Annotated in this window: 12 protein-coding genes; 10 read left to right on the top strand and 2 right to left on the bottom strand. The window is 55.3% G+C overall.

The features are described from left to right. Window positions 1-2: 2 nt before the first annotated feature. Window positions 3-1,220 carry an OpgC domain-containing protein gene (gene opgC, locus CU081_RS09660; RefSeq protein ID WP_003862253.1) on the bottom strand — a complete coding sequence of 406 codons (1,218 nt, stop codon included), beginning with the start codon at window positions 1,218-1,220 and terminating at the stop codon, window positions 3-5. Window positions 1,221-1,497: 277 nt separating this feature from the next. Here opgC and CU081_RS09655 point away from each other — a divergent pair, with 277 nt between their 5' ends. The 9 genes from CU081_RS09655 to CU081_RS26480 all read left to right on the top strand — a co-directional run bounded on the left by CU081_RS09655 (window position 1,498) and on the right by CU081_RS26480 (window position 14,665). Then, the gene (locus tag CU081_RS09655) at window positions 1,498-2,502 is read left to right on the top strand and encodes an IS110-like element IS5075 family transposase (protein ID WP_000427614.1); all 1,005 of its coding nucleotides are present in this window, start codon (window positions 1,498-1,500) and stop codon (window positions 2,500-2,502) included. A 327-nt stretch (window positions 2,503-2,829) separates the two neighbouring features. Next, window positions 2,830-4,644 (top strand): glycosyltransferase family 2 protein, encoded by a 1,815-nt coding sequence (locus tag CU081_RS09650; RefSeq protein ID WP_022651688.1) that lies wholly within the window; start codon window positions 2,830-2,832, stop codon window positions 4,642-4,644. Beyond that, window positions 4,641-5,972: a DUF3131 domain-containing protein gene (locus CU081_RS09645; RefSeq protein WP_003862249.1), complete on the top strand. Its 1,332-nt coding sequence runs from the start codon at window positions 4,641-4,643 to the stop codon at window positions 5,970-5,972. Before CU081_RS09650 ends, CU081_RS09645 begins: the two co-directional genes overlap by 4 nt. Continuing rightward, window positions 5,969-7,516, top strand: coding sequence for a DUF3131 domain-containing protein (locus tag CU081_RS09640; RefSeq protein ID WP_022651689.1), 1,548 nt, complete (start codon window positions 5,969-5,971; stop codon window positions 7,514-7,516). The genes CU081_RS09645 and CU081_RS09640 overlap by 4 nt, the downstream gene beginning before the upstream one ends. Then, on the top strand, window positions 7,501-8,895 hold the full coding sequence (locus CU081_RS09635) for a DUF3131 domain-containing protein (protein ID WP_022651690.1): 1,395 nt from the start codon (window positions 7,501-7,503) through the stop codon (window positions 8,893-8,895). Before CU081_RS09640 ends, CU081_RS09635 begins: the two co-directional genes overlap by 16 nt. Next, the gene (locus CU081_RS09630; protein ID WP_022651691.1) at window positions 8,892-9,326 is read left to right on the top strand and encodes a globin; all 435 of its coding nucleotides are present in this window, start codon (window positions 8,892-8,894) and stop codon (window positions 9,324-9,326) included. The genes CU081_RS09635 and CU081_RS09630 overlap by 4 nt, the downstream gene beginning before the upstream one ends. A gap of 2 nt (window positions 9,327-9,328) precedes the next feature. After that, a complete protein-coding gene (locus CU081_RS09625; RefSeq protein ID WP_022651692.1) occupies window positions 9,329-12,037 on the top strand; it encodes a hybrid sensor histidine kinase/response regulator in 2,709 nt (902 codons plus the stop codon). After that, on the top strand, window positions 12,006-14,204 hold the full coding sequence (locus CU081_RS09620) for a glycoside hydrolase family 2 protein (protein WP_022651693.1): 2,199 nt from the start codon (window positions 12,006-12,008) through the stop codon (window positions 14,202-14,204). Before CU081_RS09625 ends, CU081_RS09620 begins: the two co-directional genes overlap by 32 nt. A 35-nt stretch (window positions 14,205-14,239) precedes the next feature. After that, window positions 14,240-14,665 (top strand): hypothetical protein, encoded by a 426-nt coding sequence (locus CU081_RS26480; protein ID WP_050597016.1) that lies wholly within the window; start codon window positions 14,240-14,242, stop codon window positions 14,663-14,665. A gap of 39 nt (window positions 14,666-14,704) precedes the next feature. On the opposite strand, the gene CU081_RS09610 is transcribed toward CU081_RS26480, so the two are convergent. Continuing rightward, a complete protein-coding gene (locus tag CU081_RS09610) occupies window positions 14,705-15,427 on the bottom strand; it encodes an SDR family oxidoreductase (RefSeq protein WP_022651695.1) in 723 nt (240 codons plus the stop codon). A 98-nt stretch (window positions 15,428-15,525) separates the two neighbouring features. Between CU081_RS09610 and CU081_RS09605 the strand changes: the two genes are divergently transcribed. Further along, a complete protein-coding gene (locus CU081_RS09605) occupies window positions 15,526-16,443 on the top strand; it encodes a LysR family transcriptional regulator (RefSeq protein ID WP_003862232.1) in 918 nt (305 codons plus the stop codon). Window positions 16,444-16,773 lie beyond the last annotated feature (330 nt).

Raw genomic sequence — 16,773 nt, 5'->3', positions numbered from 1 at the left:
CCTTAGTTAGGTATCCAGCGCGCGGCGACGTTATATTTCGCCATCAGCCACAGCACGCCCAGCGCCGCAGCGTGAATGAAGGTGTTCACTATCCAGTCCTGGCGCCACAGATCGAACGTGACGAACTGGCTTACCAGAAATACGACGTAGACATGCAAAATAAAGGTATAAAGCGAATGTTGACCCAGCGGAATAAGAAACCAGCCTGCGAGGCGATACAGGGGCAGCCAGCACCAGGTCAGCACCAAATAGACGGTCACCATCAGACAGATATCGTTAAGTACCCTGACGGGCCCAAGGCCATTTTTTGCCGCCCAGGTATGATAAAAAGCGTTGAAGTCCTCCGGCGAGAGGCTGTGCATTAGCAGTGCGGGCGGCATAAACGGGTTGGTATGGTTCTGGGCGATAAAGCCAAGAAGCAGCGCAATTATCACCAGCGCCACGAGCACGACCTTACCGGCGGGCGTACGGGCAAAAGAGATCAAATCCTCTTTGTACCAACCGCTGCACATACCCAGCACGAAAATAAACTGCCAGGCCAGCAGCGGAAACGCGAATTCAAACTGAGACGGCGTAGCGCGTACCGGCCACATCTGCCAGCCGCCGTAGACGAGCAACGATAAACCCAGCAGCCAGTAGACGTATCCTTTCTGGAGCATCCCCAAAAACAGGGGGCTTAACAGCAGAAGAAAAATATAGAGCCCAAGGATTTGCGTTTGATGAGGGCCAATTTGCAGGTAGAGGACAATGTTAAACCAGGTTTCTTTAATTTGCGGCGTCACCGGATACAGTGACCAGGTTGTACCTGAGTAACGATCGGTAAAATGGGTCACCTCAAAGACGTTAATAAACGGCAGATATCCTAACAGTAAAAATGAAAGAATAATGATGATATTTATCCGATATATTTTCCATGCACGCAGATAAAGCCCCCAGGATATAGTCAACAATACTGCTTTTTGCAATCTTACACGGTTTAACATTCCCAGCATAAATCCTGAAAGGATCACAAAACCCTCAGCGCCGGTGACCAGACCAAACCTTTCCCAGGTAAATATATTAAATATCGACATCACTTCCGTGTGCGCCACCACCATCATCACTAAGGCGATACCGCGCATAAAATCAATACGTAAATCACGTTTATCCGACGCGATGTAACGCCATGTCGTTGGTTTTTCAACGTCTTTATTTATAAGCACAGGCGCAATCTGGCTCATGGGGCGTCGCGTTCTCCATGCTAAAAAGTTTCTTGTATTTTATTTAGATAGCGTAAACAAAAGCATCTGGCAATTTTTGATAACGCTTCAAATATTATTAAGCGTAGTTAACAGTTATTTTAGCGCGTGTAAACAATCGAGTTTTAACCTCTCTGGAATTATTTCCTCCGCCATCTACACTTACTTTACTTTTTGTTTACGGACGTTATTTAATGAGATGGTCACTCCCTCCTTCCCAGTACTATGCTGAGGACAGGCTTTCATTCGGAGAACCATCATGGAAAACATTGCGCTTATTGGTATCGATCTGGGTAAGAACTCTTTCCATATTCATTGTCAGGATCATCGTGGGAAGGCCGTTTACCGTAAAAAATTCACCCGACCAAAGCTAATCGAATTTCTGGCGACATGCCCAGCAACAACCATCGCGATGGAAGCCTGTGGCGGTTCTCACTTTATGGCACGCAAGCTGGCAGAGTTAGGGCATTTTCCAAAGCTGATATCACCGCAATTTGTCCGCCCATTCGTTAAAAGCAACAAAAATGACTTCGTTGATGCTGAAGCTATCTGTGAAGCAGCATCACGTCCATCTATGCGTTTCGTGCAGCCCAGAACCGAATCTCAGCAGGCAATGCGAGCTCTGCATCGTGTCCGTGAATCCCTGGTTCAGGATAAGGTGAAAACAACTAATCAGATGCATGCTTTTCTGCTGGAATTTGGTATCAGCGTTCCGCGAGGTGCTGCCGTTATTAGTCGACTGAGTACCCTTCTTGAGGACAGTAGTTTGCCTCTTTATCTCAGCCAGTTACTGCTGAAATTACAACAGCATTATCACTATCTTGTTGAGCAGATTAAAGATCTGGAATCTCAGTTGAAACGAAAGTTGGACGAAGATGAGGTTGGACAGCGCTTGCTGAGTATTCCCTGCGTTGGAACGCTGACTGCCAGTACTATTTCAACTGAGATTGGCGACGGGAAGCAGTACGCCAGCAGCCGTGACTTTGCGGCGGCAACAGGGCTGGTACCCCGACAGTACAGCACGGGAGGTCGGACGACATTGTTAGGGATTAGCAAGCGGGGCAACAAAAAGATCCGAACTTTGTTGGTTCAGTGTGCCAGGGTATTCATACAAAAACTGGAACACCAGTCTGGCAAGTTGGCCGACTGGGTCAGGGAGTTGTTGTGTCGGAAAAGCAACTTTGTCGTCACCTGTGCTCTGGCAAACAAGCTGGCCAGAATAGCCTGGGCACTGACGGCGCGACAGCAAACTTACGAAGCATAAAGGCAGAAATACACCAGTTTAAACAATCATTCATCTGGTTTTGCGAATACTGATATTGATGATACAAACGGCCCACCGGCCTGTTGAGGAACCTGTAAAACGGAAAGGCTCGCTGAAGCCGTATATTTTCTGGAGGTTCATCAGGCGCGGAACTCATCGAGGCGCGGGAATAAAATCCCATTCAGACGCCGGATAGATTCAAGCAAGCCAACTTATCGTCAAAATCGGTGTTGCAAAAACGGGAGTGACCATAGATTCCGTTTTGCGCTCCCTGTCAGTAACGGGTCTGTTATTAATAACTATCGTGGAAACAGGATATCCTTCTCTATGGATTTTTATTTTACCCGTTTTGAACATCGCCAGCCGCCTGAACCGCTTAAGACACCGCGATGGGTCATGTTAACATGGCAGGTATTGGCGGTTGCCTCGCTGATTTTAGGCGCTAATTATATTTACTGGCGCTGGACAGCTTCCTTAAATACCGACGCGCTGTGGTATGCCATTCCATTGGTGCTGGCTGAAACCCTGGCCTGGATCGGCACAGTGCTATTCACCATAAACCTGTGGAAAGAAGACGATCCGCCGCAAAATCCGCCCCCGATTGAGATCAATGATTGCCTGCGCTCCGAAGACGCGGAAGCCTCAAGACCCATCAAGGTCGATCTTTTTATCGCAACCTATTCAGAAGATGTTGAGCTGGTCAGGCTTTCAATTCGGGACGCCATGAAGATGGATTACCCCGGCCCGCTGGACTACAAGGTGCACGTGCTCGATGATGGCCGGCGTCCGGAGATGAAAGCCGTCTGCGATCAGGAAGGCGCAAACTACATCTCCCGCCAGACCAATATTGGCTTTAAGGCCGGTAACTTGCGAAACGGACTTGAGCAAACCGACGGTGATTTCCTTATCATTTGCGATGCCGATACCCGGGTCTTCCCCACTCTGCTCAGCCACACGCTGGGCTACTTTCGTGACCCTGACGTGGCCTGGGTTCAGACACCGCAGTGGTTCTTCGACCTGCCGGAGGGGGAAAACCTCGCGCGCTGGCTTGGGCGAAAAGCAGGCAAAACGGGATACGGGCTGGGATGGCTCGCCCAGAAGCTTATCGGGCCAGTAACCGTTGGCCGCGATCCCTTTTTTAACGATCCGCGCATGTTTTATGACGTCATTCTGCGACGGCGAAACTGGGCCAACGCCGCCTTCTGCTGCGGTGCGGCCTCTATACACAGGCGCGAAGCGGTAATGCAGGCAGCGCTGCGCAGCTACGTCTGGACGATAGAAGAAGAGATCGATCGCCACACGCGGGACATTCGCGATCCCGTCATGCGTGAAACCCTTCAGGACGCCATGCGTCCCCACGTGGCCTTCGACACGGAACTCACGCCCTATAAATTTCACGTTTCAGAAGATATTTATACCTCCATCCTGCTCCACGGCGATGCCGCCCGCCGCTGGCGCTCGGTAATGCACCCGCGGATCGAATCGAAAATGCTCTCACCGCAGGATATGCTGACGTGGATGATCCAGCGCTTCAAATATGCCGCGGGTTCACTGGATATTCTGTTCCATGACAATATTTTCAGCCGCCGCCGTTTTAAGCTCTCTTTGCCGCAAACGCTGATGTACGCCACCACCTTCTGGTCCTATCTGGCCTGCGTGTGGAACACTGTTTTCCTGATATCGCCCATTGTTTACCTGTTTACCGGCATTCCGCCTGTATCAGCCTGGTCTGAACCCTTTTATCTTCATTTTTTGCCCTTTTTTATTGTTTCGGAGCTGGCGTTTATGTTCGGCACCTGGGGAATATCAGCCTGGGATGGCAGAGCATCGTATCTCTCATTCTTCTCCATGAATTTGCGCGCGCTCAACACAGTCCTGCGCGGAGAGCAGATCAAATTCCACGTTACCCCCAAAGAGAGGCAGACGGGACGGTTTCTATACCTGGTGAAACCGCAAATCGCCATCGTCGTGCTCACGCTGGCGGGGCTGATTTGGGGCGGTATTCAGGTTGCACGTGGGCAGGTTGACGATCCGTCCGGCTACGTTATCAATATCTTCTGGGGTGCAGTCAACATTGCCGCCATGGTGCCGCTGATCTTCGCCGCCATGTGGACTCCGGCTGAAGAAGAGGTGAGCGAATGAGAAAACGCGACGCACTTTTGTCAGCCCGCAGCTACCTCACCATTCTGCTCGGCTTTCTGCTGGGATTCGCTATTGTCGTCTGGGTTGAAAAACAGATGCCGACACGCGTTGAGAGCAGCGCAGGGATATCGCTGAGTAACGATTTCCCACCCTTGCCCGCTCCGCGTGAACTGACATTCGAAGAAGCCATCTGGGCGCGGGTGGCCTGGCAATATTATGTGAACAACACGCAGCCGAATGGTCTGGCCAACGCGCACGACGGCGAACCCTGGCTCAGCCTGTGGAGCACCGGCAGCTATCTTTTTGCGGTTGCAGCCGCCAGGCAGCTCAACGTTCTTACTTCCGAGGAGTTTGATGAACGCATCGCGGCCGCACTGGCGGCCCTCGCAAGCCTTCCACTCAATCCTCAGGGGCTGCCCGCCGCCTATTACCATGCCGACACGCTGGAGACCCTGGGCAAACCGGACGCCTCGGCTATCGGCATGGGCCGCCTGCTTAACGCCCTGCAAACTCTGCTGTGGCGCTATCCTCAGCACGCTGGCGCCGTACGCAATCTGCTCGATCGCTGGAAGATGGGCGCCCTGATTGCCAATAACACCACCAGCCAGGCCGCGGTCCCGCTCCACCATTGGGCGCTGGCGACGGACGAGCCGAGAAACAGCTTCGGCTATCGTCTTTATGCAAGCCATACGCTTCGGCTGATCGACAGCGCGGCGGGACTGGCAGTGACGAATCCACCAGAAGGGCAGCAGATGATCGACATCGACGGAATAATGGTGCCTGACGAGGGGCTGCGCACGCCGTGGGGTCGCCAACCTTCGCTTATCAGCCTTCCCTATTTATTAACGGGGCTTGAGCTGGGTTTTGATGCGCAGAGCGCAGAAATCACATGGCGCATAATGCAGATCCAACAGCGTCGACATAGCCTTCGGGTCCGCAAGCCGCCGATCAGCACCGATTACGCCGAGCCCGCGCCGGATTACGTCAACGATCTGCCCAATCGCCAGCCGCTGCAAAATAGCGCTCTGCTTGACGCCACGCCGGAGCAAACGGCGATGACTTCAACCCGCACCGCCTTTGCCTGGTACGCCCTGTTCCGCAACGGCTGGAGCGAAGCACTGCGCCAGCAGGTGCAAAAGCTACAGGTACCAGGCAAGGGCTGGCAGCGCGGGCTTAACCTCAACAGCAGCGTGAACGAGATCGTTGATGCCGATACCAATGCGGTCGTCCTCGAAAGCCTGGCTTACATTGCCCACGGTCAGATGCTTTGTCTGGCCTGCCCTGGCCCCGCCACTCCCCAAACCTCTTCAGCAGGAGCGAAGCCATGAAGCTGAAATCAATACTCTTTTTTCCTCTTCTGGCCGGGCTTGTGGCGTGCTGGCTCTCACTCTCTGCGGCACAGGCAGCGGCTGGACTTCCCGCTTCTGATTACCCACCGCGTAGCGGCGAACTCACGCCTCGCGAGATGACTATTGCCAAAAACGCCTGGCAATATTTCGTTGCTAACTATCAGCCCACTACCGGCCTGGTAAATGCCGTTAATAAATACCCCTCAACCACTATGTGGGACAGCGCCTCTTATATGGCCGCGATGATGGCCGCAAGGGAGCTGGGGATTATTGATAAAGCTGAGTTCGATCGCAGAATGCTGAAATTACTCGCTACCCTGAACAAACTGGATTTATTCCGCAACGAACTGCCCAATAAAGCCTATAACACCATCACAGGTCAGAAGGTTAACTACCAGAACAAACCTGGCGAGATTGGCTTCTCGGCGCTGGACATCGGCAGGATGTTGATCTGGCTGAAGGTCATTAAGGAGCGCTATCCGGAATACAGCAACAGCATTGATAACGTGCTGCTGGGATGGAACTTCACCAACGTCATCAACCCCTGTGGAATGATGTACGGAGCCTACCTGGAAAATGGCCAGCCAAAGTACGTGCAGGAGGGGCGGCTGGGCTACGAAGAGTATGGTGCAGCGGGCTTTGCGCTGTGGGGCTTTGGCACCTGTCAGGCCAGCCAGCCTCAGCCCTACGAGCTGGCTGAGATCTACTGCGTAATGGTGCCTTATGACTCGCGCGATCCGCGCCTTACCAGCCAGCATAATTACGTCGTAACCGAATCCTATGTGCTTTACGGCCTCGAATTTGGTTTCGACAAACCGACGGACAGGGAAAACAGCCCGCGTGACTACACCCATCCGTGGATGAAAAACTTCGCCGACAGGGTTTACCAGGCTCAGGAGAATCGCTACGCCATCACCGGTATTTTATCTGCTCGCTCTGAGCATCAACTCGATCAGTCACCCTACTTCGTCTACGACACCGTCTTTAGCGACGGCTTCAACTGGAACACCATCACCGATAAAGGCGTGTACGTTCCCAATACGGCCGCCGTCTCTCTGAAAGCGGCGCTCGGGATGTGGGTTCTCTGGAATTCGCCTTATACCGACCGCCTGCTGGACGCCATTGAAAACGCCAACGAGGCGGGCAAAGGCTACTATGAAGGGCTGTACGAAAACGGCGACGGCCCCATCAAAGAATTCACGGCCAATAACAACGGCATCATGCTTGAAGCATTGCTGTTCAAAAAAGAGGGCAAGCTGTTGCAGTTCAACAGCGATAATCCCAAAGATCCCCACTTTGCCCCTTCCCTGTGGGAAAAAAAGCTGGTGGATCTCTTTGAGCCTAATAATGCCTCGCGCAACCGTCCATTCCTGAACAGTACGCCCGCAGTGAAGACATGGTGTGAACAAACCGGGACCACTCTGCGCACCAAACCCGCTTGCCAGGCCTGTCAATGTGCTACCTGTAATACGGACGAGCCTGTGAAACTGCCGCCGGTGACCGCACAATGCTTAAGACCTTAGCCCGCTGGCTGGCTGCCGCCGTCCTCATTCTTATTATCGCCTTCGCCCTGTTCAGCTGCGAAAGCGCAGGGTGGCGCTGGCTGACCAAAGGCGGCTGGCACACCACCGCTCGCATCAGTAGCCTGACCCCACAGGAGCGGGAGTGGGCGGGTATCGCCTGGCGCTATTTTGAGAATAACACCCAGCCTCAGACAGGGCTGGTCAACGGTAGCGATAAACAGCCACGCGTTACGCTGTGGCAAATGGGCGATACGCTTATCGCCCTGCTGGCAGCTCGCGAGCTGGGTCTGATCCAGGCGGCCGAGTTTGATGCACGGCTGACGCGCCTGCTCGGAACACTCAATCGCCTGACGCTGACCGAAACCCGCACGCCAGGCAGACTCTATTCCAGCCGTACGGCCACGCCCATCGATTTCACAGGAAAACCGGCGCAGCGCGGATGGTCGGCGAAAGATATGGCGCGGCTGATGCTGGCCCTGCGTCTCACTGCCGAGCGAGCACCTGAGTACCGCGAATATCTGGAAAAAATCATCCTGCGCTGGAATTTTTGTCCGGTGGTGGATAAAGACGGGGAGCTGTGGTCTGCGTCCGAGCAGAACGAACAGCTGTTGGTACGCGACGAACTGCGGCTGGGTGAAAGCGAATATGCCGCCAGCGCGTTTCGGCTGTGGGGATTCCCGGCGGGCAAGGCATTTTCCCCGCCTTCCCAGAACGTCATCATGTACCAGCGCAGCCTCGCCGTTGACGCGCGCGATCCAAGAACAACCTGGCAGCCATCGCTGCTCTCCACCCTCCCCGCGATGCTCCCGGGTCTGGAGTTTGGCTGGCAGGCTCCCGGAGTGGCCGTCGATATTCAAAAAAGGCTGCGCGCCCGGGCCGAAGGAGTATGGCTCAGCCAAAAAACGCGCTGGGAGCACGACGGCATACTCACCGCACGCGCCGATTTTTACCTCTCTCAGGCGCCATGGCACGTCGAGGACACCGTCTGGGGGAATGGTTACGCCTGGAATACGTTGGGCGATGACGGTAAAAGCTATCCCCGGCTGGCACAGGTGACCACCAAAGCGGTCTTCATGCTCTGGACGCTGTGGGAAAACGAATATACCGATGCCCTGATGGCTATAACCCGACACTTGAATAACCCGCAACAGGGCTGGTTTGAGGGCCGCGTTGAGGCCACCGGCGATATCAACCCGACGCTAACCCTCTCGACGAACGCCATGGTGCTGGAAGCGCTGCTGTACAAACACAACGCCGGACCGCTGTTTGAAAACGGCCTTGTGAAGAATGATGGCTATTTTGCCCGCCGCACGTCGGATCCTTTCAATCCGCCCGGCCTCTGTCTGCCCGGCGAACGTGCCTTGAGGGCCGCACCATGAAATTTTATCGCGATCTCTTTGACGCCAGCCTGAACCGCGTCCTGCCGGAGAATGATAAACGGCACTTTTTTGAAACGTTCTGGGAAACGTTTGTCCATATGTCACCGGAGACAGAACAGCACTTTGCCCGGGACCAGGGCGGAGATGGCCAGCAGACGATCTTCAAGAGCTTTTTCGCCATGCTTGCCGTTGACGGTGCACTGTTTGTACCCGATTTTCTGGAACGCCTGGCGCGGGAGCAGAGTGATGAAGGACTAGGCCTGCCACCGCGATTTTTCGGCCTCTGGCGGGAGGCAATGCTCAGGACCGTGCGCGCCTGCGATCCACTTTGCGATGAAGAGATCCTCACAGCCTGGGCGATGGCAATTGCCCCCGGGCTGGAGTATCTGCGCCGCCAGGCGGAGCTGCATTATAAGGCCAGAGGTGAGTAACCATGCGAGCCACATCCCGTTTCGATCTCAACGCGCTGCCTGTGGGGGTGATGATTTACGATCCCGCCGAGCATCTGCTGGCCTGGAATGACCAGATATCGCGCTTTTACCCGGTGATCGCCCCCTGGCTGATCGCCGGCGCTTCCCTCGAGAGCCTGGCGGAGAAATTTATTGATGCGGGTTATAACATCGACTCCACCCGCCGCCGGACCCTGCGTGAAGCGATCGTTCGCAACTGCCGTCAGTCAAGCCATCGAGAGGTGCGGCAGTCGGGAAACCGGCGGCTCTACGTGCAGCACCAGCGTCTCGCCGATGGCGGCATTCTCAGCCTGCATACCGATATTACCGAGCTTGACGACGCCCAGCGCTCGCGCCAGCAGCTGCACGATGATTTTTTACTGACCGCAGAGTCCATTCAGATCGGCATCTGGAACTGGCAGGTCTCTCACGACAGCCTGGAGGTGAACGATACGTTGCTGGCGATGGTGGGTCAGTCGCGTACGCAGCTGCACTACCCGCTGCGCTTTTTACTGAATCTGGTCCATGAAGAGGATCGTGCCGTCCTGCGCAACGCGATGATCGCCTCCAGGCAGGAGCACATGCCGGTGTTTGAAAGTGAGATTCGCGTGCAACACGCGACGCAGGGCTGGCGCTGGATGCTGGTTTCGGGACAGGTGGTCACCCTCAGTATGCAGCAGCAGGCCGAACGGGTGATCGGCACCCTACAGGACATCACCCGCCGCAAGGAGGCCGAGTTGTTAGCCATTGAAGCGGCGAAAGTGGCCCGGGAGGCCAACGAGGCGAAGAGTGCATTTCTCGCCAACATGAGCCACGAAATTCGCACCCCGATGAACGGCATTCTGGGCATGACTCAGCTCTGCCTCGATACACAGCTCACCCCCGAACAGCGTGAATATCTTTCTCTGGTGATGAGTTCAGCGCAGTCACTGCTGCATATCATCAATGACATTCTCGATTTCTCACGCATTGAGTCAGGTAAGATGACCGTCGATACAGAGCCGCTGGAAATCCGCCCCTTTGTGCAGTCGCTCATCCGCCCGCATATGCCCTCCGCCAGCGAAAAAGGCATTGAACTGCTGGTGGATATCGCTCCGGGGGTGCCGGAAGTGCTCATCGTTGATGGTCCCCGACTACGTCAAATTCTGACTAATCTCCTGGGCAACGCGCTGAAGTTCACCCATCACGGTGAGGTTATGCTGGCAATAGAGCCTACAGAAAGTGAAGGGCACTGGCGTTTTCGCATACGCGACAGCGGCATTGGCATCCCGATGGAGAAACAAAAAGCCATTTTCGAGGCGTTCAGCCAGGCCGATAGCTCTACCACCCGCCGCTACGGCGGTACTGGCCTCGGGCTGACCATTTCTGCCCGCCTGGTAAGTCTGATGGGCGGAGAGCTAACGGTTCAGAGCGAGCCGGGTGAAGGCAGCGAATTTGCTTTTACGTTGCCACTGGAAGGTCAGTTGGCTGTCTCAGCAACCGATGCTCCTGTAGCACGCTTTAACGGCGAATCGGTACTGGTGGTAGACGACAACAGTACCAACCTGCGGCTGCTGGACACCATGCTTCGCCAGATGGGTCTGACACCGACCTGTGTTAACAACGCCGGGGAAGCGTTAAGCCTGACCGCAAAAAGGGGATACTGGCCGCTGATCCTGCTGGATGCCCAGATGCCGGATATGGACGGTGTATCGCTGGCCATTGAGCTCTCTGTTATGCCGCAGGCCGAGCAAAGCCACATCATTATGCTCAGTTCCATGAGCCGCCATTTCGATGCCAATATGCTCAAGCGCATCGGGGTTGCCCACTATTTGCATAAGCCGGTTGCCCAACGTGAACTCTATCAAACCATAGCCAGCGTCCTGGCACCCGCTCCACATCTGGCATCGCCCCCTTCTCTTTCTCCCTCTCCCGTCACCTCGCCTGTACCGGCGCAGGGCGGACTTCACATTCTTCTGGCCGAGGACAACCTGGTGAATCAGAAAGTCGCCAGACGCCTGCTGGAGCAGCTCGGCCACCGTTGCGAAGTGGTATCCAATGGCCGGGAGGCCCTCGAACGCTGGCGTGAACAGTCCTGGGATTTGATGTTGGTTGACTTGCAAATGCCAGAAATGGACGGTGAAACGGCCATTCGCCTGCTTCGTGAGGAGACACTGACGCGGGGGCGTAGCCACCAGCCCGCCATCGCGATGACCGCCCATGCCATGCAGGGTGACAAGGCGCGCTGTCTGGCAATGGGCTTCGACGGCTATATTGCCAAGCCGGTAAGTCAGGAGGCGCTCAGGGAGGAGATAGCCCATGTTCTCGCCGGAGAAGATAAGGGTCTGCCAGATGAGGCACAGCTGTTAAAACAGTGCGCGGACGATCCTGAACTGGTTAATGAATTGCTGGCGCTGTTCGGCAACGGTCTTGACGAGGCGGTGGCAGCCATGGCGCTGAACATTGCGCATAATGACCGCGATGCCCTGCGGCGGGCCGCTCATAAGCTTCGCGGCGAAGCCGTCACCCTCGGTTTCATTCGTCTTTCAGAAGTGCTCCAGCAATTGGAGAGTCAGGCGGTCTCGCTGAACCAGACGGGGCTGAGCGTTTTACATGGCGAGCTTATCGAGGAGGCCAGACGCTCTGCGGCCTGGCTGCGCCGCAGAGCACAGGAGGTTAAAGATGATCAGGCTTCTTCTGCTGCTGGCAATTAGCCCTCTGCTGGCCCAGGCCAGCCAGCCCGTCACCTGGTCACTGGCCGGAATGTGGCGCGTGCATGACGCCAACCTCAGCACCTTTGATGGCGCCAGCGCGCCTGACCGCGACTGGCGATCGATTGCGGTTCCGGCCAACTGGTACAGCGCCGGATACGATCATCAGGGTGCCCTCTGGTATCGGCACGAATTTACCCTGCCCAGGCGCGCGCCCGATACCATGGCCACCCTGGTCTTTGATGGCGTGGACTATTTTGCCGACGTCACGCTCAACGGCAGGCATCTTGCCCATCACGAGGGGTATTTTCAGCGCTTCTCGGTAGACATAAGCGATGCTTTGCAGCGACACAATAAGCTCGCCGTGCGGGTGGACAGTCCCTGGGAAGATCCGAAAACAATCTGGCCGCTGCATAAAACGATGGTTAAAGGCGTACTTAACCAGCACGATACCCGCCCTGGCGGGGCCTGGTCAGAGGACGGCCAGGATGCCAACTCCGGGGGGATCTGGTCGCCGGTAAAGCTACATTTGAGCCGCGGAGTGACCATCGACGAGGTAATACTGCGTCCGGACTGGCGTGAAGGGCTGAGCAAACCAGCGCTGCACGCCGAGATCCGCTACCGGGCGTTGTCTGCCGGTGACGTAACTTTGCGCCTGTCGGCCACGCCAGACAATTTTACGGGCCCGCCTGTAAAGCAGGAATTCCCTGTAAACCTTGCGAGAACGGACGGAAAGCCGCAATCGCTTCGCGTCACGCTGCCAATGCAAGGCGCCAGGCTCTGGTGGCCAGTGGGCTATGGCAGGCCAAACCTGTACCGAGTGCGCGCAACCCTGACGGATAAGCAAGGAGTGATGGATACCGCAGTTGCCCGTACCGGGTTACGCAAGATAGTGAAGCAGCCTGACAACAAGGGCTGGCTCTTTAATGACAAACGCCTGTTTATCAAAGGGAGTAATTACATCGGCTCCCCGTGGCTTAGCACCATGACACGCAAAAAATATCGCCGCGATTTCAGGCTGGTGCAGGCAATGAACGCCAACGCGATACGCGTTCACTCGCATGTGGCAGGCCGGGCACTTTACGATGTGGCTGACGAAATGGGGCTGATGATCTGGCAGGATGTCCCCCTGCAATGGGGTTACAATAACAGCGACGCCTTCGCGGATAATGCCGTGCGACAGACCCGCGAGATGGTTGAACAGTTTGGTAATTCCCCGGCCATTATCGTCTGGGGCGGTCATAACGAGCCGCCATGGAATTCACCGTGGATGGAAAAACGCTTTCCCGACTGGAATAAAAACCTGAACCAGACGCTGACGAAACGCGTCGGAGACGCGCTTTCGCAAGATACCTCGCGCATAGTGCATCGTTTTTCTGCGGTGGAAGAACACTACTGGGCCGGATGGTACTTTGGCACCATGCGCGATCTTCTTGGCCCCGCCAAAACCGCGATCATCACGGAGTTTGGCGCTCAGGCGCTACCGCGACTCTCAACCCTGAAAACCATCATTCCCGCCCGCCTGATGTGGCCGAAAAGCACCGCCGCCGACGATCCCGGCTGGACGCACTGGAAATACCATAACTTCCAGCCCTTCCAGACCTTTAAATTTGCCAATATTCCGCGGGGCAATACCATTCAGGAGATGATTGCCAACACCCAGCGTTACCAGGCAGAGCTGGTGGCAATGGCGGCAGAGAGCTATCGTCGGCAGCGCTACCAGCCGGTAACTGCCCTCTTCCACTTTATGTTTGTAGAAACCTGGCCCTCCATCAACTGGGGCGTCGTGGATTATCTGCGTAAGCCGAAAGCGGGCTACTACGCCCTGCAAAAAGCCTATCAGCCCATTCTGCCGTCGATTGAACCCGTGACGGCGGTGTGGCGTCAGGGAAGCGAAGCAACGGTTCGCCTGTGGGCGATCAATGACACCTGGTCCGCCTGTGAGGCGTGTCGTCTGAAGTGGCAGGTGAAGCAAAATGGTCGGGTGCTGGCTAAAGGCAATACAAGCCTCACGCTTCCCCCCGATTCGGGCAGCAGGATCAAGGACATCACCGTCACACCGACCACCAGGCATAACGTTACCATTGAGTATGAGATTTCGGATCGCGCCGGTAACACCGTGGGTTCCAACCAGCGCAATGAGAGAGTGGAAAGCCCTCCTGAGCAATGAATGCTGGCTACCCAACGATGCTATTGATACCCGGCATGTCAGCCTTTCAGCGTGTTAACGAACCAGCATCTGGCCTGGCCGGGCGGATGTTCTTCCAGGTGCACTGCCCGCATGGAAAAACCGGTCCCGACGTCGGGCTGCATCTGCACGTTCAGCGTAACCCGTTTTCCCGCTGCGAAAGCTTCCTCGACCATTGGCAGCGGCATATAACCCCCCCGTCCGTGGAGCTGGCGCCTCAGTTCAACATTCGCGTCACCTCGCTTCAGCCGGGTGCCGTTGAAAGTGAATTATTCGAGCATATCAGTGACAAAAATTATCGTGCACAGATGGAACAGCTGAAAGAGAAGATGACGTTCCTGAAAGCCGATGATGTCGCCGACTCGATTCCTTACGTGTTGCAGGCACCGGAACATGTGAACGTGGCAGAGCTGTTTATTATGCCGCCCGAACAGCCGTGGTAAGAGAGTGAAGCGGGTCAGGCTGATGCCTGACCCGCTACGTTAGTTTGCGGAGGCCGTAGGTCTGATGGTGATTTCGGTGGTATCGACACTCTCAGGCGCCTCGATGATGTGGCGCACGGCGCGAGCGATATCAGCTGGTTTGAGAGCAATAGCCCGGTACGCATCCATCACCGCCATGGTTTCTTTGTGCGTAATGGTCGAGGCCAGTTCGCTTTCCACCACTCCGGGGTTGACGCAGGTCACGCGGATGTTTGAACTTTCCTGACGCAAACCATCGGAAATGGCCCGGACCGCAAATTTGGTCGCGCAATAGACGGCGGCCGTGGGCACGACGGACAAGGCACCGATCGAGCCAATATTAATGATCTGCCCCGAGTTCTGGGCTTCCATAATCGGCAGAACCGCGCCAATTCCCCACAGTACCCCCTTAATATTCACGTCAATGGTGCGTTCCCACTCATCCTGCTTGCCAGCCGAAAGCGGAGACAGAGGCATAATGCCCGCATTGTTAATAAGAACGTCAATGCGGCCCCACTTTTCCCGTGCTGCCTCAACGAAGGCGGCCATAGACTGGCGGCTGGTAACGTCTAATACCTGAGCCTCTGCCTCTCCTCCTGCGCTGCGGATTTCATCAGCCAGGGCGTGGATGCGCTCCAGCCTGCGTGCCCCCAGGAAAACTTTTGCGCCTGCCTTTCCCAGCTCTCTGGCAATACCTTCTCCAATACCGCTGGAGGCACCGGTAATTAAGATCACTTTGTTCATGTTTTGCTCCTTCAGTTGAGTTCAAAGCAATCATAGAGTCTCAACATTGTTTCTTGTATCCTGCCTTTACTGGACTCACTGGTTAGCGATGTTAAACAATGAAAATTGATCTTAATTTGTTACCGCTTTTTCTGGCGGTCGCCGAGGAGCGCAGCTTCAGCGCGGCCGCCGGGCGGCTGGGCATCACCCGTTCCGCTGTCAGCCAGGGGATAAGACGTCTCGAAGATGGGTTTCAGACCCTGCTGGTGATGCGCACCACGCGCTCGGTAAGGCTCACCGAAGCGGGTGAACGGTTGCATAAATCGTTGCTGGGGCCCATCGCCAACATTGAGGCGGCCTTTGACGATGTCACCTCGGACAGCATGCCGCGCGGACAGCTCAGGATCGCTGTCACCTCAATAGCGGAAGCGTTTCTTTCGGGCCCACTGCTCGCCTCGTTTACGGCCGCGCATCCTGCGGTATCGCTTGATGTCTTCGTGTCAGATGAGGAATTCGATATCGTGGCAGCGGGCTATGACGCTGGGGTGAGACTGGGCGAAGTTATCGAAAAAGACATGATCGCGATTCCCCTTACGGGCCAGCAGCGTGAACGGGTGGTGGCTTCACCTTCCTATCTGGCGACACACAGCGCACCGGCGCATCCCCGTGAGCTGGTCGCTCATCGGTGTATCGGCTGGCGCCCTTCCCCGGACGTTGCCCCCTATCGCTGGGAGTTTGAGGAAGCAGGCGTCCCTTTCGATGTGGCAATTGAACCACAAATCACCACTAACGATCTGCGTCTTATGCTCAGCCTCGCGCTGGCCGGCGGTGGTATAACCTTTGCCACCGAGGACACCTTCACACCGTACATTGAATCAGGACAGCTGGTTTCCTTACTGGATGCGTTTCTTCCATCTTTTCCTGGTTTTTATCTCTATTTTCCCCAGCGCCACAATATGGCCCCCAAGCTCAGAGCCCTGATCGAGCACATCCGCCAGTGGCGACAGCTCCCCGCCACGCAACCCACACAGCGTTGAATGGTTCCAACCCTGAATGCAGATTTTCCTCAATCTGCTGCGTCCCTTTGATGAGCATCAACGACAGCACGTCATTACCATGGAAAATGACAACGGACACGATGGGCAGGACTTCACACAAGGATGGAACCTTAAAAATGTACAGACCAATAATTGTTATCCTTTTTATTCTTTTGACATTAGCCGCCCTCGTGGAAATCGGCTTAATTTCTTTAGGCTAATACCGATTGCCTCTGAAAGGCCACGCTTGCGGCCTTTTATTTATAAAACATGAGAAGAAAACACGTTATTTTTGGAGTAGCAGAAATTAACCCGCACGCAAAAATATAT

This window comes from Enterobacter sp. CRENT-193 (assembly GCF_002787395.1).
GTDB lineage: Bacteria > Pseudomonadota > Gammaproteobacteria > Enterobacterales > Enterobacteriaceae > Enterobacter > Enterobacter hormaechei_C.
This window is presented reverse-complemented; position numbering and strand designations above follow the sequence as displayed.